This is a genomic window from Erwinia sp. AC075 (assembly GCF_979253995.1).
This window is the reverse complement of sequence record NZ_CEEDEU010000001.1, coordinates 1778561-1802343: the sequence shown is the minus strand read 5'-3', so window position 1 is coordinate 1802343 and position 23783 is coordinate 1778561. Positions and strand designations below refer to the sequence as shown.

The 23783-nt window shown below is 57.8% G+C and carries 19 protein-coding genes; 5 read left to right on the top strand and 14 right to left on the bottom strand.

From position 1 onward, the window contains the following. The first annotated feature begins 598 nt into the window (after positions 1-598). Entirely contained in the window at positions 599-3376 is a 2778-nt protein-coding gene (locus AC0IXH_RS08390; protein ID WP_471720324.1) for a flavocytochrome c, read from the top strand. A 107-nt stretch (positions 3377-3483) separates the two neighbouring features. On the opposite strand, the gene AC0IXH_RS08385 is transcribed toward AC0IXH_RS08390, so the two are convergent. The 7 genes from AC0IXH_RS08385 to AC0IXH_RS08355 all read right to left on the bottom strand — a co-directional run bounded on the left by AC0IXH_RS08385 (position 3484) and on the right by AC0IXH_RS08355 (position 10588). Then, positions 3484-4557, bottom strand: a complete 1074-nt coding sequence (locus tag AC0IXH_RS08385) for a porin (protein WP_346594833.1) — start codon at positions 4555-4557, stop codon at positions 3484-3486. 90 nt (positions 4558-4647) lie between these two features. Continuing rightward, the gene (locus AC0IXH_RS08380) at positions 4648-5304 is read right to left on the bottom strand and encodes a flavin reductase family protein (protein WP_346566165.1); all 657 of its coding nucleotides are present in this window, start codon (positions 5302-5304) and stop codon (positions 4648-4650) included. Position 5305: 1 nt separating this feature from the next. Continuing rightward, entirely contained in the window at positions 5306-6730 is a 1425-nt protein-coding gene (locus AC0IXH_RS08375; protein ID WP_346566166.1) for a M24 family metallopeptidase, read from the bottom strand. A gap of 24 nt (positions 6731-6754) precedes the next feature. Further along, positions 6755-7579, bottom strand: coding sequence for an ABC transporter permease (locus tag AC0IXH_RS08370; protein ID WP_134823921.1), 825 nt, complete (start codon positions 7577-7579; stop codon positions 6755-6757). After that, positions 7572-8399: an ABC transporter permease gene (locus tag AC0IXH_RS08365; RefSeq protein WP_134823922.1), complete on the bottom strand. Its 828-nt coding sequence runs from the start codon at positions 8397-8399 to the stop codon at positions 7572-7574. Before AC0IXH_RS08365 ends, AC0IXH_RS08370 begins: the two co-directional genes overlap by 8 nt. 9 nt (positions 8400-8408) lie before the next feature. Beyond that, positions 8409-9458 carry an ABC transporter substrate-binding protein gene (locus tag AC0IXH_RS08360; RefSeq protein WP_471720323.1) on the bottom strand — a complete coding sequence of 350 codons (1050 nt, stop codon included), beginning with the start codon at positions 9456-9458 and terminating at the stop codon, positions 8409-8411. Between the two features lie 17 nt (positions 9459-9475). Next, positions 9476-10588: an ABC transporter ATP-binding protein gene (locus tag AC0IXH_RS08355; RefSeq protein ID WP_471720322.1), complete on the bottom strand. Its 1113-nt coding sequence runs from the start codon at positions 10586-10588 to the stop codon at positions 9476-9478. A gap of 520 nt (positions 10589-11108) precedes the next feature. Here AC0IXH_RS08355 and AC0IXH_RS08350 point away from each other — a divergent pair. Then, positions 11109-12212, top strand: coding sequence for a sugar phosphate isomerase/epimerase family protein (locus AC0IXH_RS08350; protein ID WP_013201770.1), 1104 nt, complete (start codon positions 11109-11111; stop codon positions 12210-12212). Positions 12213-12310: 98 nt separating this feature from the next. Then, positions 12311-13048 carry a GntR family transcriptional regulator gene (locus AC0IXH_RS08345; RefSeq protein WP_013201771.1) on the top strand — a complete coding sequence of 246 codons (738 nt, stop codon included), beginning with the start codon at positions 12311-12313 and terminating at the stop codon, positions 13046-13048. Between the two features lie 61 nt (positions 13049-13109). Here the strand turns inward: AC0IXH_RS08345 and AC0IXH_RS08340 are convergent, their stop codons facing one another. The 7 genes from AC0IXH_RS08340 to AC0IXH_RS08310 all read right to left on the bottom strand — a co-directional run bounded on the left by AC0IXH_RS08340 (position 13110) and on the right by AC0IXH_RS08310 (position 21332). Then, positions 13110-13598 carry a GNAT family N-acetyltransferase gene (locus AC0IXH_RS08340; RefSeq protein WP_053145412.1) on the bottom strand — a complete coding sequence of 163 codons (489 nt, stop codon included), beginning with the start codon at positions 13596-13598 and terminating at the stop codon, positions 13110-13112. Positions 13599-13627: 29 nt separating this feature from the next. Beyond that, the gene (locus AC0IXH_RS08335; protein WP_471720321.1) at positions 13628-14560 is read right to left on the bottom strand and encodes a DMT family transporter; all 933 of its coding nucleotides are present in this window, start codon (positions 14558-14560) and stop codon (positions 13628-13630) included. Next, positions 14560-15147 carry a TetR/AcrR family transcriptional regulator gene (locus AC0IXH_RS08330; RefSeq protein WP_134823929.1) on the bottom strand — a complete coding sequence of 196 codons (588 nt, stop codon included), beginning with the start codon at positions 15145-15147 and terminating at the stop codon, positions 14560-14562. Before AC0IXH_RS08330 ends, AC0IXH_RS08335 begins: the two co-directional genes overlap by 1 nt. A 51-nt stretch (positions 15148-15198) precedes the next feature. Continuing rightward, positions 15199-18237, bottom strand: a complete 3039-nt coding sequence (locus AC0IXH_RS08325; protein ID WP_471720320.1) for an efflux RND transporter permease subunit — start codon at positions 18235-18237, stop codon at positions 15199-15201. Continuing rightward, complete coding sequence (locus AC0IXH_RS08320) at positions 18234-19364, bottom strand: efflux RND transporter periplasmic adaptor subunit (RefSeq protein ID WP_471720319.1); 1131 nt, start codon at positions 19362-19364, stop codon at positions 18234-18236. Before AC0IXH_RS08320 ends, AC0IXH_RS08325 begins: the two co-directional genes overlap by 4 nt. Before the next feature lie 91 nt (positions 19365-19455). Next, positions 19456-20643: a sensor histidine kinase gene (locus AC0IXH_RS08315; RefSeq protein ID WP_471720318.1), complete on the bottom strand. Its 1188-nt coding sequence runs from the start codon at positions 20641-20643 to the stop codon at positions 19456-19458. Beyond that, a complete protein-coding gene (locus AC0IXH_RS08310; RefSeq protein WP_013201778.1) occupies positions 20640-21332 on the bottom strand; it encodes a response regulator in 693 nt (230 codons plus the stop codon). The genes AC0IXH_RS08315 and AC0IXH_RS08310 overlap by 4 nt, the downstream gene beginning before the upstream one ends. A gap of 324 nt (positions 21333-21656) precedes the next feature. Here AC0IXH_RS08310 and AC0IXH_RS08305 point away from each other — a divergent pair, with 324 nt between their 5' ends. Next, a complete protein-coding gene (locus AC0IXH_RS08305; RefSeq protein ID WP_471720317.1) occupies positions 21657-22445 on the top strand; it encodes a MipA/OmpV family protein in 789 nt (262 codons plus the stop codon). A gap of 372 nt (positions 22446-22817) precedes the next feature. Next, a complete protein-coding gene (locus AC0IXH_RS08300) occupies positions 22818-23783 on the top strand; it encodes an FAD:protein FMN transferase (protein ID WP_013201780.1) in 966 nt (321 codons plus the stop codon).

The window sequence follows — 23783 nt, the reverse complement described above, 5'->3', positions numbered from 1 at the left end:
AATGCGATTTAACGCCCCGGTTTGTCTACAGCCACTTTTTTTAGTTTCTTAATCGTTACTTTAGCTATTTTACCGTGACATTTGAGTTAATTTCCCTTCCTTATCTTCCGTCTTCATATTTATATTAATGACAACGTGCGAATATAATGCGATTTACCCGTGACGCTAATTTTGATCTGGATCAATAAAATATTCTCGCCACCCTTAAATTAATATAAAAATTTAATTCATTTAATAAAACCCTGTTTTCGGTATAAAGTCGACCATATCTTCGCTATCGCCTTGAACTTAAAGACAGTAGATTCAATTTCTTAAAAAATCCACTACGATTTTATGTGTATGATTTGTATGGGTTTATTTGGTATGTTAATGAAGGGTTGATTTTTTACTACTAATGATTAACAATTAAAGTGGGTATTTGAAGTATGGCCATCAATTAACCGACTTCAGTTCGTTTAAAAGTTTTATAACTAAAATTAACGGTTATATAAGAAAAGAAATTGTTATATTAACTGCATCACATCGGACCACTTAATTAAATGGAAAGTAACGCGTCCGCGACAGAATTCAAAACTTTTAAATTTTGGAGTTGATCATAATGCATACTCTCACCCCGATCCTGAATCCCCTGACTCTGCCCAATGGCGCGGTGCTGAAAAACCGCCTGCTGATGGCACCGATGACCACCTGTACCGGATTTTATGATGGCACCGTGACCAGCGAGCTGGTGGAGTACTACCGTGACCGTGCAGGCAGCATTGGTACGGTGATCGTGGAATGCTGTTTTATCGATCCTAAAGGCCCGGCTTTCCCCGGCGCCATCGCTATCGACAGCGACAACAAAATTTCCGGCCTGAGCAAAATTGCCCATGCCATCAAGTCCAAAGGCTCGAAAGCGATTCTGCAGATTTACCACGGCGGCCGAATGGTTGAGCCTGAGCTGATTGGCGGCAGAACGCCGGTTGCGCCGAGTGCCATCGCCGCACCCCGTGAAGGTGCCACCACGCCGCAGGCGCTGACCGCGGAAGACGTGGAGGTGATGATCACCAAATTTGGTGATGCCGTTAACCGCGCAATCAAAGCCGGCTTCGACGGCGTGGAAATCCACGGCGCGAACACCTATCTGATCCAACAGTTCTACTCCCCGAACTCCAACCAGCGTGACGACAAGTGGGGCGGCAGCCGCGATAACCGCGCCCGTTTCCCGCTGGAAGTGTTGGAAATCACCCATAAAATGGCCGAACGCTTCGCGGATAATTCTTTTATTATCGGCTATCGCTTCTCGCCAGAAGAGCTGGAAGTTCCCGGCATTCGCTTCGATGACACCATGTACCTGCTGGAGAAGCTCGCCGCGCGTGGCCTGGATTACGTGCACTTCTCCGTCGGCCAGCTGCTGCGTTCTTCCATCGTCGACCGTGAAGATCCGACGCCGCTGATCAGCAAATTTATCGCCATGCGCTCTGAAACCCTCGCCAAAGTGCCGGTGATTGGCGTCGGTGGCGTGGTGAATAAAGAAGATGCCGAAAGCGCGCTGGAACATGGCTTTGACCTGGTGGCGATCGGTAAGGCCTGCATCGCCTATCCCGACTGGGCCGATCGCATTACCAACAACGAACACCTTGAACTCTATATCGACAGCAACAAGCGCGAGGCGCTGAACATTCCTGAGCCGCTGTGGCGCTTCTCGCTGGTCGACGCGATGATCCGCGATACCAGCACCACCGGCCGCAAATACAAAGCTGGCGTCTATCAGGAAAAAGTGGAAGCCGAAGCGCTGAAGCTGAAAATCAACGTCACGCTGGATACCGACCGTATCACCGACATTATTCTGGTGCCGGATGACACACTGGACGTGGACTTCACCACCACCTTCGAAAGCCTGCGCAGCCGCATCCTGGTCGCCAACAGCCCGCACGTGGACGCCATCACCGGCGCGACCACCCAGAGTGAAGCGCTGAAAAAAGCCGTTTCCCGCGCGCTGGCCACTTCCAGTAAAGAGCACGTGATTGAGGAAGGCGGCAACCCGGCGGCACCGGTGAATTACGATGTGGTGGTGATCGGCAGCGGTGGCGCAGGCCTGGCCGCCGCCATTCAGGCCAGCGACGACGGCGCTCACGTGGTGATCATCGAGAAGATGCCCACCATCGGCGGCAACACCATCAAGGCGTCGGTCGGGATGAACGCGGCAGAAACCCGCTTCCAGAAACTGAAAGGCATCGAGGACAGCAAAGACCTGTTCTATGACGAAACGTTGAAGGGCGGCAAATTCAAAAACAATCCGGTGCTGCTGAGAGAGTTCGTTGAGCTGGCGCCGGAAGCGATTGAATGGCTGGCGGCCAAGGAAATTGAGCTGTGCGATATCACCATCACCGGCGGCATGAGCATTGACCGTACGCACCGTCCGGCTGACCGGTCTGCGGTTGGCGGCTTCCTGATCAGCGGCCTGGTGAAAAACATCAACAAGCGCGATATCGAAGTGCTGCTGGAAACCTCCGTGGCGGACATTCTGGTTGAGAACGGTGTGGTTAAAGGCGTGAAGGTGGTCGATGAATACAACGACACCCGCATCCTGAATGCCAAAAGCGTGATTGTCTCGACCGGCGGCTTCAGCGCCAACCGCGAGATGGTGGTGAAATACCGTCCTGAACTGGATGGCTTCGTCACTACCAACCATGCCGGCGCCACCGGCAGCGGCATCGCCATGCTGCAGAAAATCGGTGCCGATACCGTGGATATGGGCGAGATCCAAATCCACCCAACCGTGGAGCAGACCACCTCCTACCTGATTTCCGAAGCCATTCGTGGTGGTGGGGCGATTCTGGTGAGCCAGGCGGGCAAACGCTTCTTTAATGAGATGGAAACCCGCGACAAAGTCTCCGCCGAAATCATCGCCTTGCCGGAGAAAAGTGCCTGGGTGATCTTTGATGAGCAGGTTCGCCTGAATAACAAAGCGGCCGACGAGTATATCGCCAAGGGCTTTGTGATCAGCGCACCGTCACCGCAGGAACTGGCGATTAAGCTGAACATGGATCTCCATGCGCTGCTGGCGACGCTGGAACGCTACAACCTGTTTGTTGAAAAACAGGATGATGAAGACTTTGGCCGTAAAACCGCGCTGCGTCATCCACTGAATCAGGGACCGTTCTACGCCATTCGCATTGCCCCAGGGGTTCACCACACCATGGGTGGCGTGACCATCAATCCGGACACCGCGGTGCTGGATGCGCAGAAACAGGTGATTGAAGGTGCCTGGGCGGCAGGTGAAGTGGTTGGCGGTATCCACGGTGCAAACCGTATCGGCGGTAACGCCGTGGCCGATATCATTATCTTCGGTATCCTGGCCGGTAAAAACGCGGCGGCGCTGGCACGACGCTAAAGCAACAATGGGGTCACGCTCTCCGGCCATTTTCAGGCACGGGACGTGACCCCCTCTTATTGCGCGAATACGCTTATCAGAACGCTGAATTAAACCCTTGCCGCAGCTTAGAATTGATACGCAATTCCCAGTGCCATCACATCATCCGTGGCTAACCCCAGCGGATTGTCATTTTTCAGCAGGTTTATTTTATATTCTGCAAACACCACCATATTCTTATTGAAGTAATAATACGCGCCCGGTGCGATATAGTTAATAATATCCGTGTCACCAATCCCCTCAATATCTTCAGCCCGGGAGAATATCCAGGCCAGAGACGGGCGGAAGCCATTGGTGAACTGATATTGTGCCACCGCCTCAATATTTTGTGCTTTATTGGCAAACCCGCCGCTAATCGGCGTGGCGTTCAGCGTTTCATCATAGTCAGCGGCAAGATAGATACTGTTGGCGTCGTATTTTACCCCGGCGGCCCAGTGCTGTGCTTTCTCGCCGTTGCCGCGGCTCATGGTGTTCTGTTCCTCGGTGCGATCGAGGCTGGCGAAGGATCCCACCAGGCTGACGCCCGAGCCAAAATCATAGGTGGCCGACAGCGCAAAGCCGTCGCCGTTGGAGCGGGTGATGGCATCACTGTCGCCGGCGCGTTCGTTTTTGCCCTGATACTGCGCGGCAACGTTAAGCCCGCTGACCAGGCCGAAGAAGCCGTTGTTACGCCAGGTGAGTAATCCGGCGGAACGTCCCACCAGGAACACGTCGTTATAGTCGGAGTCGCTGCCGAAATACGGCAGCATATCCGTATAGCTCATCACGTCATACACCAGGCCAAAGTTGCGGCCATAGTCAATCGAGCCCCACTGGCCATACTTTAATCCGGCGTAGCCCAGGCGGGTGGCGTTGCCGTTTTGCGCATCGCTGCCTTCGGAATTATGCAGGCTGTACTGATACGACCAGGTGCCATAGCCGGTGAGCTGGCTGGATATTTGCGTTTCGCCGTAAAACCCACCCTGCAGATTTGATGAAGCGTCGCCATCGTTATTCGCATCGTTGGAAATAACATGCGAGGTTTTAATACGTCCGGTCAAATCAAGTCTGTTTCCGTCTTTATTATAGATCTCAGCTCCGTGTGCCGGGCACAGGAAAGCCAACAGTGGCATGGCTGCCATTGCAAGAGAACGCTTCATCATTTTATAAACCCTGTTTAATGTTGTTTTTATTTCCCCCCTTAAGGGGGGTATTTACTGATAATAGAATCCCTGTCTGTGATTACGCTGAACTTATTTAGTGAGCTGGCGTTCCTCCCATTGTTCTTTGGTTAATGTTTTTACGTCAAACTGATCGCGGGTGCGGCAGTAGGTATTACCACCCATGCGACCCACGGCATCCATCAGCTGCTGATCGATATGCATATTCTCAGGATTGACCGCATCGCTGCGGATATACACGCCAACCACTTCGCCTAAAATGATCTCGCGCGCGGCGCCAACCTGCAGCGTGGTATGACGGCGGCACTCCAGCGCGGCCGGTGCGGACAGAATGCGCGGGCTGCGCACCATTTTTCCGGGCGTGGTATTCAGCCCGGCGGTCTCCAGCTCATCCACCTCGGGGCCGAACTTAATGGCGCAGATCTCCATCTGACTGACCAGCGCATCGTCAACGATATGCACGGTGAATTCGCCGGTTTCACGAATGTTGCGCGCGGTGTCCTTGAAGCGCATATCGTCATAGTTCTCGACGCCAATCGCCACAATCGCCGGATCGTGGGTCAGTACGTTAAAAAAGCTGAACGGACCGGCGTTTGGCACGCCATCCTTGCTGAGCGTGGTGACCAGCGCGATCGGGCGCGGGATCACGGTGCCAATCAAGATCTTGTAGCGTTCGCGCTCGGTTAAGTCGGCGAAATCAAAAAAGGTGTGCGGGACGGCGGGATTCATTTCAGGCTCCAGAGCGAATGCGGTGAGTTTCTAACGGCGTATGGCGGCTGAGGTTCTCAAAGCCGTCACGGGTCACGACGTAGCAGTCGCCAATGTTGCAGCCGGCAGAGAGCGGTTCCAGCCACTGGGTGTGCAGCACAAACACCATGCCTTCTTCCAGCCGGTCGTAGTTGTGCGATGAAATATTGAAGCTGTTCTGACCGCCGGCCATGCCGACCGAATGGCCGAGATTGGGGTTATGCGGACCGTGCGTGGCCGGATAAACATGCATCAGCTTGCGGCCCTGAGCCTCCCAGTCGATATCCTTGACGTACTGCTGCGGGATCAGTCGTGCGCCGCCATCCGGCATCGGCGACCAGTTGTACGGCATGGTGCGCGCTTCCGGCGAGGTGAGCAGGCCCTGTTCGATCATCGACTCAAAGGCGGCGTTGTTGATATCGCGCATCAGCGCACCGGGCTTGATCAGCCGCTCTGCGCGCTTTACGCCGTCGGTGCAGGCTGCCAGCACTTTTTCCTGACGTTCGGTGATCTCGCCTACCGCGATCATCCGCGCGGTTTGCGCGGTGTAGCCGCGCCAGGTGACGTTGGAGATATACAGATTGATCAAATCCCCCGGACGCACCACGTGACCGTACGGCTTGCCGCAGTGGGTGCCGAATTCATTGATGCCAATCTGATAGCCGTCGCCGGTCTCGCCGCCAAAGGCCATCTGCGCGGCGGTGAAGGCGGCGAAGATTTCGTGGTCGGTCACGCCGGGCCTGGCGACATGGTAGGCCGCCTGGGTACCGATGCTGATCAGCTGTGCTGCGGCGCGGAACATCTCGATTTCACGCGGGGAACGCACCTTCTGCAGGCGGTCGAGGATCGGGTTGTCGGCAACAAATTTAGCGCCCGGCAGCATCGATTCCAGTCCGGCCCAGAAGGTCAGGGCGGTGCGATCGCCGAGGAGGCCGATCTGCGCTTTCTTCAGACCCAGACCGGTGAGGATCTCGGCACATTTCTCGGCGGTTTTCACCACCGAATCACCCGGCCGATCCGAATATTCGCGGCCAATCGGCCCAATTTGCCAGATATCGTTGACCAGCAAAGGCTCACCCGCAGGCGGCAGCAGCACCGACTGAGTAAAGAATGACAGCAGCGTTAGCGGTTTGTCGGCGTCGGTGGGGATAATTAATACCCCTTCACGCATCCAGTCACACAGGTAGCGCAAATAGTGGTTAGAGGCATGGAACCAGCCGACGCTGCCGGCATGTACCACCAGCGCATCGTGTCCGGCTTCCACCGCGGCACGGCGGACGCGGCGTAAACGTTCCTCAAACTCGTCCAGCGGCAGCGGCAGCGGCGCTGAGAATTCAAAATCGGGCTGAAAATCAGCCAGCAGCGCGCCAATACGATAGCCGGCGGCCGGGTTGCCTTGCGTGGTCATAATCATTCCTTTTTGTTCAGTAAATTAAGGGTTCTGCGGGCGCGGGGCCAGCACGCGGCGGGCCACCAGCAGGCCCAGCAGCGTAATGGCGATCAGGATCCCGGAGATGGCGGCAACGCGCACATCCAGCGACTCTTCAATCAGCGCAAACATACGCAGCGGCAGAACCGTGGTACTGGCATCGGCCAGGAACAGCGTGACGGTGACGTTATCCAGCGACTGGATAAACACCAGAAACGCGCCGGCGAGGATGCCCGGCATCAGCAGCGGCAGGATCACCCGCCGCAAGGTCATAAACCAGCTGGCACCCATGGTGGTGGAGGCTTCGGCCAGCGACGGATTCAGCCCCTGCGCCACCACCGACGCGGCGCGGTACATCAACGGACCAAACACCACCACGTGTCCCAGCACCGTCAGCCACAGCGACGGCGCGAAGCCAAAGAAGTTGGCGACAATCAGCGCCGCCAGCCCATACACCAGGCTTGGCAACACCAGCGGCGCCAGCAGCAGCGGCTCAATGGCATTGACGCTTTTACGCTTCATCCGCGTCATGCCGATGGTGGCGGGCACCGCAAACAGCAGCGATCCCAGCACCGCCCATCCGGCAATTTTCAGCGAGTTCCAGGCGGCGATATGCTCAGTCCCGGAGCGCACCGGATCCAGCAGCGCTTCATACCAGCGCAGGGAGAAGCCTTCCGGCGGGTACTTCAGCGTCTGCCCGGCGGTAAACGACATCATGATGGCGATGACGATCGGCGCGACCAGATAGATCAGACACAGGGTGCCGAAGCCATAGACGAACAGCGTGTAAAGCCAGCCAGGGATTGGGTTTTCTCGGTGATCAGACATGGCCGCTCAGCCTCCTGTGACGTGAAATCATGGTCAGTGCCACCAGCAGACAGCCGGTCGACACCAGCAGTACCACCGCGATAGCGGACGCCAGTGGCCAGTCAAACAGCGTGCCGACTTCGCGATAAATCAGCTGTGGCACATAGACATTACGCGCGCCGCCAATCACGGACTGAGTGACAAACGAGCTGCTGGTGCTGGCAAACACCAGGATCCAGCCGGCCAGCAGCCCCGGCAGCATCAGCGGCAGCAGCACGGTAAACAGAATGCGCCAGGGTCCGGCGCCCGACACCTGTCCGGCCTCGGTCAGTGAGTAAGGGGTACGGGTCAGAATGGCAATCAGCGGCAGAATAATCAGCGGCAGATCGATCTGGCACATCGCCATCACCAGCCCGGTTTCGGTGAACATCAGGCTGGTGGGCATGCCGGTGATGCCCAGCGCCATCAGCGCATCGCTGATCGGCCCCTGGCGACCAAGAATAACAATCCACGCAAAGGTTCTGACCACGTTGCTGGTGAGCATCGGGACAAGCGTCAGGAAAATGACCATCTGCCGCACGGTTCTCCCGCTGTGCCAGTACAGCAGCGCAATGGGAATGCCCAGCAGGGTGGTGCCGATCACTGTTTCAATCCCCAGTCGCGCCGTGTTGATCAGCACGTGGAAGTTGAAGGCGTCACCAAAAAAGCGGAAATAGTGATCCAGCGTAATGCCACTTTTTGAGAAAAAACTAAACCCGACTAAAACAGCGAGCGGCGTTGCGAAGAACGCCACGGAAAGCAGTAGCATGGGCAGGACATACGGAAAGCCGCTCTGTTTCATAACCTCACCTTATCCCGCTACGAGGGTGTCGAACTCGCGGATCCACGCATCGCGATTCTGATTAATTGCCGCCCAGTCCGGGTAGACCAGCTTCGGCAGCTCGGCGCGGGTGACGTAGGCCGAAATGGAGGGCGTCAGCTCAACCTCTTTGTTGGTTGGGAACATTTCCGCCGGCGGCATCTTGAACTGATCCTGTGCGGCTTTTGAAATGGCGGCATCCATATAGGCATACACGGCGTCGGCATTTTTAGTGCCTTTGGTCATATGGATATTGACCGGTGCCGCCGGTGAGCCGGTGACGGGGTGGACAAATTCGGCCTTCATACCCAGGCTTTTCAGGCGGGCAACGTTGCTGGTGCTGCACATAAACACCGCGATTTCCTGCTGCTGGAACAGGGTCATCTGATGGTTGGTGCTGTCGACAATGCTGGCAAACTGCTCAGGATGTTCCTTAAACAGCTTGAACACCGCCGCCATATCATTCGGGCCGGTGCCGTAAATTTTGGCAATTTCGGTGTAGGCCATGACCGCCGTGTTAGAGGCGAAACCGGTCCAGGAGACCAGCCCCTTATATTTTGGATCGGTAAACAGGTCGGCATAACCGGCGGGACGCGGAACCATCTCCGGGTTATACGCGATACCGTTCACTTCCACGGTGACGGTTGGGCCATATTCGCCCTGGAAACTTTTGTCCAGCAGGTTCCAGTTCTTCAGCCGTGACGGATCGATCTTCTGGATCAAATCGTTTTTAACCGCAATATCCATCTGGCCTGGCGACATCAGCAGCGCGTCATACGGCGGATTGCCGGGGCTGGCCATCACTTTTGCCAGCTGATCCTGCGCCATCGCCGGGGCAATGGTCAGGCCAAAACCCGATTTGCTCATGATCGGGGTCAGCACGTTGCGATAGGCATCTTCCCAGTTGCCGGGAAAGGTGGCGGCAACCGCAGTCTGCTGGCCCGCAGCCAACGCCCGAAATGACAGCGGCAGCAGGGAAGTGGCCGCTGCGCCCGCGATAAGCTGACCGAACCGACGACGACTGATTTCAAAGTCTTTCATGTTGTTCACTCCTGGTGTTAACTAACGGGTTGCGGTTCAGCCGGGAAGGCGTGACAGCGAGTGGTATCGATTTCAGCAAACAGCTGAGAACCGGGAAGCGGTATAGCCGTACCGGGGCCACGCACCTGCGAGGCACGCAAACCGGTACCGCAGTCCAGCGACAGGTCGTGAACCAGCACCGGGCCCAATGGCACCGACACGGTTAAGGTCACCGGATGGCGGTTGTCGCCGGGGTGTTCGGTCAGTTGCACCTCTTCAGGACGGAAGGTAATCACCACCCTGGAACCGAGGGTAAAATTGAGCCGGCGCGGCAGACGCAGAAATTTGTTATCCGCCAGGCCAATCACCGTGGTGTCACCCTCAAAACGCAGCACTTCGCCCGGCAGCTGGTTGGTCTGGCCGATAAAGGTATTCACAAACAGCGATTTCGGGCGATCGTAAACCGCCATCGGCGTATCAATCTGTTCAACGTTGCCCTTATTCATCAGCACCAGACGGTTCGCCAGGCTTTGCGCTTCCTCCTGATCGTGGGTCACGATCAGCGTGGTGATGCCCAGGCTCTTTTGCAGATGCAGCAGCTCAACCTGAAGATCGAAGCGCAGCGCGCGGTCAAGCGCACCGAAAGGCTCGTCCAGCAGCAACAGGGATGGACGGCCGGCAATGGCACGGGCAACCGCAACGCGCTGCTGCTGGCCACCCGACAGTTCACGCGGCAGGCGGTTGGCGTACTCACCGAGCCGCACCAGCTCCAGCATCTCCGTCACGCGCGCCTTGCGTTCAGCGCGGGGCACCTGTTGGCACGCCAGCGGATAGGCAATGTTCTCGGCCACCGTCAGATGCGGGAACAGCGCATAGTTCTGGAAAACCATGCCAATGCCGCGCGCCCTGGCCGACACGGCCGCGAGGTTCTGATTTCCCAGCTCAATCTTTCCGGCTTTGGGCTGAATCAGTCCGGCAATGGCGCGCAACACGGTGGATTTCCCGCAGCCGCTCGGGCCGAGTAACGCCACGATTTCGCCGGGTTCAATGGTGAAGGCAATGTCGCTGATCGCATTATTGCCGCCGTAGCTATGGGTAAGACCCTGAACGCTGAGCCGCTTGCGTTCTGATGTTTTAGGCATAGTTGACATAGTGCTTCCCTGGTGCTGAGACGCTAAATAAAGAACCGAGATGACAGGAAAATTGCAAGCGACATGCCAACCACGCGTTACGCGGCGGAATAAATCCTAATCTTATGATTTAAATGATTATTATTTTCGAAATTACGTTCGTAAATATATGCGAAACTATGTAATACGAAATATTCTACAGTTTTTGACAATGAAAGGTCACTTTTTTGGTGCGGAAGTTTCATCAAAATGGTGCAGATTCGCCCAGGAAACGGCACAAAGGCAGAAGCAAAGTTGAGGGTAAGCAGGGGGATTCAGGGCGCGTATCGGCTATCAGGCCTTGTGCAGCAAGGAGTGACGGCGCATGGCCTGTTGAGATCCGTTTGTTTGGTGATTAATTTTTATTTTTGTATAATGTAGATTCGAAACTTTATTATTAAATTTTTATTACTGTTAATCAGTGAGTTACTCCCGATGCGTTTATGCCTGGCATACCGCTTGCACAGCAAATCAGACAGTCCCCAATAAAGGAATTCCCCTGATGAGATTAGGCATTGATGGTTTAAAGCTACCGGAAGTTAAAAAGCGCGGCCCGCTGGCGAGTCTCGACCACGTTGTCGAGCTGGGCCTGGACGGCGTTTTCTTCAGCACCCTGCTGGATATGAGTCCCACGCTGGATGCCGGCGAGCTGCGGGCGATCCGCGACAAGGCCGACAGCCTCGGCCTGTATCTCGAAAGTGGCCTCGGCAAAATCAATCCTTATTGCAGCGCCGAGTCCCCGGAGCTGCGCGATATCGGTAACGGTGACATCATCGCTGGCCTAACCCGGATGATTGAGGCCGGTGCGGCCATTGGCTGCCAAGAGCTGTGGGTGTCGCCGGGCAACTTCAAACCGGCTTACCCTGGCCGACTGGCGGTCGATCGTTTTCGCACCGACGTAAGCTGGGACGATCAGCTGCTGGCGATGGAAAAGGTGCTGCGCAAGCTGGCGCCGGCGGCTCGCGCCAACGGCGTGCATATGAATATCGAAACCCATGACGAGATCACCTCGTTTGAGATCCTGCGCTTAATTGAGGCGGTGGGTGAGGATTGCGTCGGCGTGGTGCTGGATACCGCCAACATGCTGCAGCGTGCGGAACATCCGGTCTGGGCCGCGCGCCGACTGGCGCCGTGGGTAAGACAGACGCATATTAAAGATGCCTATATTGGCCGGGCACCCGGCGGCCTGGACTTCCAGCCGCGTCCGTGCGGTACCGGCATCGTCGACTTTTCCGCCATTCTGGCGCTGCTGGCGCAGGCTAATCCGCAGGTTAACCTGTCGCTGGAAATTGCGCAGTCATCGGATGATAAGCCGCGCAAGGCCAATCCGCGCCAGTGCATCCAGATTAACGATCCGCTGTGGCGCGCCGGCCATCCTGATTTAACGCCGGAAGAGCTGGACGCCTATATGGCGATGCTGGACGCTTACGAGCTGCGCGTGCAGGCCGGCGAAGTGGCCGACTGGGAAGGCTATGAGTCGGCCAACTACGGTTATCCCACCTATCAGCATCAGCCTTACGGTTACCGCCAGGCCGTCAGCGCGATCCGCAGCTCTGCCGACCATATCCGGTCTCTCTGTGCGGAACAGGGCATCATCTTAAATTGAGACGTTGCGCAGGGATTGTATTACGGAGATAGTAGGCGGCGGTGGGTCTGAAGACCAAATGCGGTGGGTGTGCTCATCGCAAGATTAGGGAGAAAAGCATGAAAACTACGCGCAGCCGGGGGGCAGCGGCAACCGGAAAAGAGGCCGCGACGGGCGACGTGACTGATGATGTGTCCGAGCGCATTCGCATTACGCTGGCCAGCGCCATCGGCGAGGGCGCGCTGAAACCGGGCAGCAAGATCCTGGAAGAAGCGATTGCCGAGCATTTCGGCGTCAGCCGCACCGTGGTGCGCGGCGCGCTGGGTGTTCTGGAAAGCGATCACCTGCTGGAAAGAAAGCGCAATCGCGGGACCTTTGTTGCCGAGCCTGGGATCCAGGAAGCGCAAAGCCTGTTTGAAGCGCGCCGCAAGCTGGAAGGCATTTTACTGGAGCTGGTGACGCAGCGGGCTACCAGGGACCAGCTGGACTATCTGGAAAAGCTCACCGATGAGGAAGAGCATATCCATCAACATGGCGATGAAAAATCCAAAACCGTGCTGTCCGGGAAATTCCATCTGGTACTGGCGGAAATGGCCGGCAATTCGGTGTTAACCGAAATGCTGTCTAAAATCGTGGCGCGGCTGTCGCTGGTGATGGCGCTGTATGAAGAGAAGCACACCGACGACTGCGGTGCCGATCATCACCGGATGATTGTCAAAGCGCTGAAAGCGAAAGATCTGGCCAAGGCTCAGCAGCTGATGGACCATCATCTTGCCGATATTGAAGGCCGGGTCCACCTGACCGAAGGGCAGGGCGATCGGCACTCCTTTATCTCGGTGCTGGAGAATTTCTCCTGAGCGAAATTAAGCCTGCCAACCTCGTTGGCAGGTATCCCACTCATCAATAAATTTATGCCGTTCACAGGTGCAGGGCATAAAACCGCGTATCGACCGCCATTAAAGGGAATGTTGAGGGCAAATCATGCTGGCTGACCAGGCTGAAACCGTGCTTTTCATAAAAGGCATGCGCCGCCAGAAACCTGTCGGTGGTACCGAGATAAATCGTTTTGATCCCGCGCTGTTTAGCGGTTTCAATCAGCAGCGCCAGCATCTGGCGGGCAATCCCCAGTTCACGTCCTCGCCAGGCGGCGGCCACGAACATCTTGCGTAAGGCCGCCATATTGTTACCGATGTCTTTCAGACCAATGGTGCCAATCACCGCGTCCGCCATCCGTGCTACCCAGAAGTCACCGCTGCCACACTGGTAAAATGACGGGATTTGCATCAAATCGGGTTGATCCTCAGCCGAGATGTCGATGCCGAACTCCTCACGTTGGATATGCAAAATCATTGGGATTAACCCGCGCTCATCACCCGGTGCATAGCGCGCAATACGCAATTGTGCCATTCAGTTACCCTTAGCTGCCTGTTATCGCCTCAGACCCTTTCCGATCGGCGTCTGCCCGCAGGGAAGCGTAGCACGCTTAACGGCATGGTGATCACCGCGAGGCTGGCGACGATTAATGTGACGCCAGCCCATCCATAAAACGGCAGCCTTTCTCCGACCAGCACCACCGCCAGCAGCGCGGCAACCACCGGTTCCAGCAGGGTGATGGTGGTGGCCATGCTGGCGGGAATGCGTGCCAGCCCGTAGCCATAGCAGACGTAACCAATAAACATCGGCACCAGCGCCATATATATCCCAACCGCAGCATTATTCCAGGCGGCCAGCAGCGGCGCGCCGGTCAGCAGCAATACCGGCATCAGCAGCAGACCCCCGGCACCAAATGTGGCACCCATCGCCGCGCGGGGCAGCACGCCGCGCTGCATTAACCGCCGCGCTGACCACGAATACAGGGCATAGGTAAAGCCGGCCAGCAGTCCCAAAGCGATGCCCGCCATGGCGTAGCCGTTGCCGGCACCGTGCCCGCCGCTTTCCGCCATGCACAGCAAGGCCATGCCGGCCACGCCAACCAAGGCGCCGATCGCCCACTGCTTTGTCAGGCGCAGTCCGTCAAGACGGGTTTCGATCAGCGCGGAGAGCAGGGGTGCAGATCCGATGGAGATCACCGTGCCGACCGTCACCCCGGCATAGCGCATTGAGGTATAGAAGGCGAGGGGATAGACCGCGACCGCGAGGGCACCGGTCAACAGAAAAGGCCAGTGTCGGGCTATCAGGCGGCGCTGACGAATAATCGTGGTCGCAGCAATCAGCGCCTGCAGCAGTCCGCCAATCCCCATTGCTACCGCGCCCACCGCCAGCGGGCTCAGCCCGGGCGCATAGGTGGCGGCGGTGCCGGTGGTGCCCCACAGGATCGCCGCAATCAGCACGCCCGCCGTACCGCCCAGTCGTTGTCCGGATGACAGCATTAACAGGCCTCCATCATTTTGCCCGCCATGGCGGCGGCCTGGGTAACGCAGTCACTGCGGCCTTCCAGCCCGGCGCGTGAGATACTGCCTTCCAGCAGAAAGGCAAAATGCCGGGCCATTTCACCGGCAGCACCGGCGTCTCCGCCGAGCAAATCGCTCAGATGCGCGGTCAGAATGGCCTCGACCTCTTCCTTGTGTTCACGCACCGCCTGACGTCCCGGCGATCCGGCCGGCAGCTCGGCCGCCGCGTTCAGCAGCCCGCAGCCGCGAAAGCCATTTTCATAGGCAAATTCGGCGTGATCCTCATAGGCAGCAAACACCGCCAGCACCCGGTCGCGCGGGGTGATGGCGCTGGCCACCCGGTTTTTGTACAGCGAAAGCCACTCGTCATGACGCACCCGGAGGTAGGTGGCCACCAGCTCATCTTTTGAGGCGAAGTTGTTGTACAGGCTCTTTTTGGCCACCCCAGCCCGCTTGATGATGGCATCAATGCCGGTGCCGTTGACGCCATGGTTATAAAACAGGACGCGTGCCGCGTTGAGCAGCTTTTCATAGGCGGATTCAGAACCCACAGGCAGGCCAGCCATAAGTCACCTCGTGAATAAAAGTAGGTAGACCAGTCTACCTACTCTGCGCGGTTAATCAACCTCAGTCTGCATCACCAGGCTCATCGAAGCCGGCAGCACGGTCAGCGTCACCACCGTCGCCACTAACAGTCCGCCGGTGATTGCCCAGGCCATCGGACCCCAAAAAACCTGATGGGAGATCGGGATCATCCCGAGGATCGCCGCGCAGGCGGTGAGCATAATCGGACGTGAACGGTTCAGCGCCGCCGCAATGATCGCGGCATCATGCGCCATGCCGGCGCGGGTATTGTTATCCACCTCGCTGATCAGGATCACCGCATTGCGGATGATCATCCCGGTCAGCGCGATCACCCCCAGCAGGGCGACAAACCCCATCGGCGTGCCCGACGGCAGCATCGCCATCACGATGCCAATCAGGCCAAAGGGTGCCATCAGCAGCGCCAGGAAAAGCCGTGAAAAGCGCTGCAGCTGCACCATCAGCAGCACCAGCATGATGCCCAGCGTCACCGGCAGCACGGCAAAGATCGAGCCGTTGCCTTTGTTTGATTCGGCCACCGTGCCCAGCTCTTCGATGCTATAGCCCGAGGGCAACGAGGTGCGGAATCGGTCAATAGCCGGTGCGAGGCTGTCCGACAGGGCTTCAGCCCGGACGCCGGGTGCCACATCGGTCTGCACGGTAATAAACGGCAGCCGCTGGTGTCGCCAGATAACCGGATCGTCAACCAGCCATTGTGGCGTTGCCACCTGGGCCAGCGGGATCTTCTCTCCCCGACTGTTGGTAAACAGCATCCCGGAAAGCGCCGCCAGGTCCTGCCGATCGCTGTCGCTGCCGCGGAGCACCACGCCAAGCTGACGGTTACCCTCACGCAAGGTGGTGACCTGCTTACCTGACCAGTAAGTGTTCAGCCCGTCGGCGAGACTTTCCGAAGACAGACCCGCCGCCCGCGCCGCAGTCTGGTTAACCAGCAGGTTGGTTACCCGCTCGGGCTCACCTGCCGTCAGATTCACGTCGCGGGTCAGGGCATTTTTGCCAATCACTTCCGCCAGCTGACGGGCAAAGATGCCGACGGTGTCGTTATCCGGTCCCGTCACCCGGTATTTAACCGGCCAGCCCACCGGCGGCCCCAGCTCCAGCGGCGACACGCGGGTGGTGATATCGCTGAAGTGCTGACTCAGCATCGCCTGTAGCTGGCTGCGCAGGCGATCGCGGGCGGCGAGGTCTTTCGCCACCACCACCAGCTGCGCGGTATTTTCATTGTCGTTGAGCACGTCCATCGGCAGATAGAAGCGGATCGCGCCGCCGCCAATATAGCTGCTGAATCGATCGACGTTGTGATTGCCCTTCAGCCGGGCTTCCAGATCGCGGGTTCTGCGGGCGGTCTCCGCCTGAGAGGCATTAGCGGGCAGGTTCAGGCTGACCAGCAGCTCGGGACGATCGGAGGCCGGGAAGAACTCGCCCTGCATAAAGGTGGTTCCCCACGCTGAAAGGCCCAGCAGGCACAGCGTGATGCCAATGGTCAGCAGGCGGTGGCGCAACACGCGCTGGAGAATTCCGCGATACCAGCCGATGAGTTTGCCTTCTTTTCTGACGTGCCCGTGCAGGGATTCGGCCAACATCCAACTGCCGATCAAGGGTGAAAACAGTATCGCCACGCCCCAGGAGCACAGCAGCGAAATCAGCACCACTGCGAACAGGGAATAACAGTATTCCCCGGCGGCAGAGGCGGCAAAACCGACCGGGATAAAGCCGCTGATCATCACCAGCGTGCCGGTCAGCATCGGAAACGCCGTGGTTTCAAACGCTACCGTCGCCGCCCGCCAGCGGCTGTCGCCCGCTTCCAGACGGGTGACCATGGTTTCCACGGCGATCATCGCGTCATCGACCATCAGGCCGAGGGCAATGATCAGCGCACCCAGTGAAATGCGCTGCAGCCCGATCCCCGCCAGCTGCATACCGATAAAGGTCAGGGCCAGCACCAGCGGGATGGCGGCCGCCACCACCAGGCCTGCCCGCATTCCCAGCGAGAGGAAAGACACCGCCAGCACGATGGCGATCGCTTCCAGCAGCACCCGGACAAAGCTGCCAATTGCCTGAACCACCACCTGGCTTTGATCGGCAACCCGCACCACCTCAATGCCGTGCGGCAGCTGCTGCTGGATCGCCGCCATCCGCTGATTCAGCGCCTTGCCGAATGCCGGCATATTGCCGCCAGCGGCCATGGAAATGGCCAGCCCTATCGCCGGCTCACCGTTTACGCGAAATGCCGGCGCAGGCGGGTCAGCGATATCACGGGTGACGCTGGCAATATCCGCCAGCGGGATATAGCGACCGGCGATATTCAAGGTCACCTGGCGCAGACTCTGTTCTGAGGTAAAAGCTCCGCTGACCCTCAGCGCGATATTTTCACTGGGCGTCCTTAAGGTGCCCGCTGAAACCACGGCATTCTGCTGTTTCAGCGCGTCCGCCACCCGATCGGCAGTGATCCCCATTCCCGCCAGCTTATGCAACGAGAAGGCCACGGTGATCTGTTGTTCCTGAACGCCGATCAGCCGGATTTTGCCCACGTCCGTCAGGCTGGCCAGGCTGCGGCGAACCGTTTCAACCCGGTCGCGCAACTCCTGCGGGCTAAACCCCTCGGCGGTAAAGCCGTAAATAGTGCCCCAGGTGTCATCGAACTCATCGTTGACCGCCGGGGTACTGACGCCATCAGGCAGGGAAGGCGTCAGGTCCTGCACCTTCTTTCTGACCTGATACCAGATATCCGCCACCGCTTTGGGCGGCGTGTCATCGCGCAGGTTGACGAACAGGGTGGTTTGACCGGCACGCGTTTCGCTTTCGACATAGTCCAGATGCGGGATCTCCTGCAGCGTTTGTTCCAGCGGATCGGTCACCAGATTGACCATGTCCGTGACCGTCGCCCCAGGCCACTGCGCACCGATCACCGCCGTTTTGATGGTGAAAGCAGGATCTTCGTTTCTCGGCAGCTGCTCAAAGCTCATAATGCCCGCAGCCATGATTAACAGCATAAAAAACACCATCAGCTGCTGGTGGCTCAGCGCCCAGCGTGAAAGATTGAATTTGGTATTCATGGATTCGGCTCCCCAGCACTGACTTTCTCGCCATCGCGCAGATGACTGACGCCGGCGGTCACTACCGCCTCACCGGGTGCGATGCCGGATTTCACCCATACCGCGTCCACGGTGAAGCGGTCGACCACCACCGGACGCAGGTGCACGGTCTGGGTGTGGCGATCGACCACGAATAGCGCGGCGGCGTGTTGAGAACGGGTCAGCGCCGACGCCGGAAGGCGGATGGCAGACTGTCCCGGCAGGGTTATCTGGCCGAGTACGCTGGCTCCCAACGCTATCGCGTCCGGCGGATTGTTCAGGGTGACGCGGATGCGCCAGGTGCGGGTTTGCGCATCGGCCTGCGGGCTGACGTCACGCAGCGATCCGCTGACCTGAACCGCCGGATCGGCAAGCAGGGTGATCAGCAACGGTGTGCTGGCGTTTGCGCTGAACAGGTGAGGGTCGGCGACATCAAAGACGGCATCGCGGCTGCCTGAGGTGGCGAGCGTCACCACGGTCTGGCCTTCGCTGACCACCTGTCCGGCAGAGGCGCTGACGCCGGTGATAATGCCGTCTTCCGGCGCGTTCAGCGTGGTCCATGACAGGGTTTCTCTGGCATTGCTGAGGGCTGCCTGACTGCTTTTCAGTCGGGCGGCGGCGGACTGCCAGTCTGATTTCGCGGTATCCAGCTGGACGCGGGCAATCGCGCCCTGCGGCATCAGCAGCGTCATTCGCTTCAGGCTGAGGGCGGCCAGATGTTCGGCAGCCGCGGCACTTTCAACGTCTGCCTGGGCGCTGAGCAGCTGATTATGGCTGCTCTCACTTTCGATGGTCGCCAGCGACTGTCCGGCGTGCACCCGGTCGCCAACGTCCACCGCTCTGGCGGTGATCCTGCCATCAAGGCGAAAGCCCAGCGTGATTTCATCATGGGCACGTATTTCGCCGGTCTGGCTCAGTGACACACCCGACTCGGGAGCGGGGGCCAGGATGAAGCGAACGGGGCGCGGAGGCGCGACCGGCAGCGGGGATTTTTCGCCGCAGCCGCAGAGTGAACAGGTCACCGGCAGGATAACCAGCAGGGTGTTTTTTAGGCTCACGGCCAGGGCATGCAGTGTTTGTCTGACGAAAGGGATAATCAACGCGGTCATGGTCATCGTCCTGAAACTGAATCGCGTCAGTTTCAGGACCACCTGTCCAGAATCGCCGTATGTTTTATCAAGATGGGGTCAATTTCTGACTTTATTGCGCACTTTTATCCCGGTCGATGGGAAGCATAACCGTTATCAGCAGGCCGCCGTCGTCCGGCAGCGTTGCAACTACCTCGCCACCGTGCGCCAGACAGATGGCGCGGGCAATCGACAGACCCAGACCGCTGCCGCCCGAATGCCGCGCCCGTGAGGAATCGGCCCGGGTGAAGCGGTCGAACAGCGAAGGCAGAAAGTCTTCTGCCACTCCCGGGCCACGATCTTTAAAACAGATCGATTGCCGGTCGCCTTGGCTTTCCAGCCACACGCTGAGGCAACGGCCCTCGGCGGCATAGCGCAGGGCATTCTCCATCACGATAGTGAACACCTGCGCCAGACGGAAGGCGTCTCCGGTGATCATGCAGGGGGCCTGTTCTCTGATGACGATCGCCATGCCCAGCGCTTCCGCCTGCGGCGTCAGCCAGTTCGCCCGCTCGTGCAGCAGCTCGGTGATATCCAGGCTCTCATGATGCAACACCAGCTGCCCGGCATCCGCCAGTGAGAGCAGGTGCAGCTCATCGGTTAAGCGGCTGAGATGCTGTAACTGCTTCATCACCATCTGCAATTGCTCAGGCTCCGGCTGGAAAACCCCATCCAGCATGCCCTGCATCCGGCCGATGGCGGCGGTTAATGGCGAGCGCAGTTCATGGGCCATCGCCACGTGCGACGCCTGCAGCTCACGATCGTACCTCTCCAGCTGGGCGGTCATGGCGTTAAAGTCGGCGGTAAACCGTACCAGCTCGGTCGGGGCATTTTTTATCTGTGCCGCGCGGGTGGCAAATTCGCCGCGTGCCACCGCGCCGGCGGCCAGCACCAGGCTGCCAAACTGTGCAGATAACGGCCGGGCGATACGCAAACCGACCAGGGTGATCACCGGGATCATAATGACGATCATCACCCCCAGCGCAATCCAGTCGGGCGAGGCGATAGAGGGCACCGAATACTGCAGCCCCCAGCGATCGTCCATAATCTGATGGAAGCGGGCAGGATTGAGGGTCGGGTTGTGAAGGAGGATCTGAAACTCCTGCTTCAGTGCCGGTGACATCCGCTGCATGATCCACATATTTTCCAGCGCAAACCGCAGCCACATTAACGCCGCGATAATGACGATGGTGCCAATCGCCAGCGCCAGGATGCGCATACAGATCCAGCGCCATAGAAACTGATGGGAAATTTTACTCATGGCTGTCTGAACCGGTAGCCGACGCTACGCACATTGATCAACACTTCGCTGATGCCCGCCAGCTCCAGCTTTTTGCGCAGATTATAAACGTGGGTATCAACCACCCGTTCCAGCGCTTCGCTGTCCGGCAGGCATTTTTCCAGCAGTTGCAGGCGTGAAAAAGCACGGGTAGGGGATTGCATTAAGGTGGTAAGCAGACAGAATTCGGTCGGCGTCAGGTCCAGCAGGGCGCGGCCCGCTTCGCTGCCCACCGTGGCGGTCATCGATTCGCTGTCGACTTCCAGCCCGTTCCAGCGCAGCCGCTCATCCGCCAGCGCCGCCGGGACGCCGCGCCGCAGCACGGCGTGGACGCGGGCGACCACTTCTCCGGGATTGTAGGGCTTGACCACGTAGTCATCGGCGCCGTAACGCAGCGCGCCAATCTTGTCATGCGCTTCGCCCATCGCGGTGACCATAATCACCGGTACGTGGCTTTTTCGCCGCAGCGCAGCCAGCACCTCGGTGCCATTCAGGCCGGGCAACATCACGTCCAGCAGGATCAGATTCGGTTTCCACTGGGCGACAACATCGAGCGCGCGCAGCCCATCGCCGACAATGGCGACCTCAAAATGGTCCCTTTTCAGATAGGCCTCCAGCACGCTGGCGGCATCCGCATCATCTTCAACGATCAGAATTCTTTTTGACTGCATCGCTGCACCTTGACTCTTTCTTGATAATCATCTGCCAATATAATATTGGCGTATTTATAATTTACTTATCAACACGTCACGCATTAAATAAAATGTAATGGTCATTTAATTTGTATTAAGCGGCTGCTGGTAAAACTATTTCCTGAAATTAAAAGCAGAGTACAACAAAACAATCGCCATCAATAGCACTATTTTTCTGTGAAATAAGTCGGTCTTGACACGTTCTTAATAAATAACCGACCGTATGTTGATAACGTGCGCTCATCATCCGCTCATTCCAGGGACCCTGAGTCAGGGTAAGAAAATCCGACATGAGTAATTGTGATGAAGCCGATAAATAGACTGTGGCCTTTAGCCTCCCTGCTGTTAATTGCCCAGAGCGCGTCAGTACGAGCCGATCAGGCTGCACCGGCCGATCCCAGCCTGATGGTGGGCATCGGCGCGGTGAATACGCCGCGTTACAGCGGTTCCGACCAGCGTCAGTGGCAGGTTGTTCCGCTGGTGCAGGCGCGCGACGGCGCGTTTTTCTTCGATTCGCAAAAAGGTCTGGGCTACGACCTGCAGGCGGATAATGGCCTCTATCTGGAACACACGCTGGGCTACAACCTTGGGCGGTCAGACGACAACAATCTCTGGCGGGATGGCTCCGATAAGCTGAAGGGCATGGGCAACATCAGCGCGGTGGCCAATACGGCGATCGCCGTTGGCTGGCAGGCCACGCCGTGGTTTTCCGTTGAAGGTAAGGCCACCTTACCGCTGACGGATTCGCAGGGCGTGCAGTATCAGGGCTCCGTCACGCTGCTGCCCTGGCAGACCAGCACCGACACGGTGGCGTTACAGACGGCGGCGCTGTTTGGCGATGCCCGCTACAACAATACCTTTTATGGCGTTAACCCACAGCAGAGCGAGCGCAGCGGCTATGCAACTTATCACACCGGCGGTGGCTTCTACGGCATGCAGTCGAGCCTGACCTGGAATCATCAGTACAGCGCGCAGTGGGGCAGCATGCTGATCGGTAATTATACCTGGCTGGGTGATAAGGCGGATGACAGCCCGATTGTTTATCGCCGGAATGAATTTACCGCCATCGCCGCCATTACTTACAGCTTCTGATTTACCTTAAGTCTGGTTTATTAGGTTATTAACCTTTACGCGTGGTGAAATATATGACAAAACGCTCAGCGGAGTATCCGGAACCTTACCGGTCGCGGAATCATTCCACAGAATTGCGGTCGACTGAAAAAGAATCAGGCGAAGGGGAAGTACTGTGCATAATACTTGCCGGCTATCTGCTGAGTTATTTTATTCTTTACTTACTGCTGGCGTGAAGGCGTAGCGGTGAATAAGCAGATGTTAACCCTGATAAAACAATCTTAAGCCTCACCGGCTATCGATCGCCCAGCGATGCGGATGGCAAAAACCAGCAGAAAATGATGCGCCGTGGCACAATGTCAGCCCTATCTGGGCAGAAAGCAGGAGCGCAGCATGTCATCTGACACCCACGTCTATTCCTACTCCGCAGTGCTGATGGGGTCGCCGATCCTTCTCAAACTGTTTGATCATAATGAAGCGCTGGCCGGCGCGGTGTTCAGAGTGATTAAGCAGCAGGAGATTTTGCTGACGGTCAACCGGCCGCAGTCGGAAGTGATGTCGGTCAACCATGCCGCCGGCGTCGAACCGGTGGTGGTCAGCCAGCCGGTGTTTGACCTGATCGCCCGCGCCAGAGCGGTCAGCGTATTACCGGAAAGCCTGTTTAACGTCACCATCGGCCCGCTGGTTAAACGCTGGAAGATCGGTTTTCACGGCGACAGCGTGCCGCCGGCGGAAGAACTTCAGGCGCTGCTGCCGCTGACCAATCCGCAGCAGGTGATCCTCGACCCAGCGGCCCGTTCGGTGTTTCTACCACAGCGCGGGATGGAGATCGATTTGGGGGCCATCGCCAAAGGCTATATTGCCGATCGGGTACGGGATTTTTTACGTCAGCAGGGCGTTGAACATGCGCTGATCAATCTGGGTGGCAACGTGCAGACGCTGGGCGGAACGCCGGATAGCGAGGCGCCGGGCTGGGGCATCGGCCTGAAGAAGCCGTTTGGCGCGCCGGAAGAACTGATTGGGGTGATCACCGTCAGCGGCAAATCGGTGGTGACCTCCGGCGTATACGAGCGATATTTCGAGCTGGCCGGCAAGCGCTACCATCACATTTTGGACCCGGCCAGCGGCTATCCGCTGGATAACGAATTACTGAGCGTGACGGTGATCTCTGAGGACTCCATCGACGGGGATATCTACACCACCTTGCTGTACGGAATGGGCGTTAAAAAAGGCCTCGACTATCTGGCAAACACACCCGAAATCGAAGCCGTTTTTGTGACCCGCGACCGCCAGGTGATTTGCTCTTCCCAGCGGCAGTTCAGCTTCACGCTGCTGGACGCGGATTTTCACGCCGTTTAA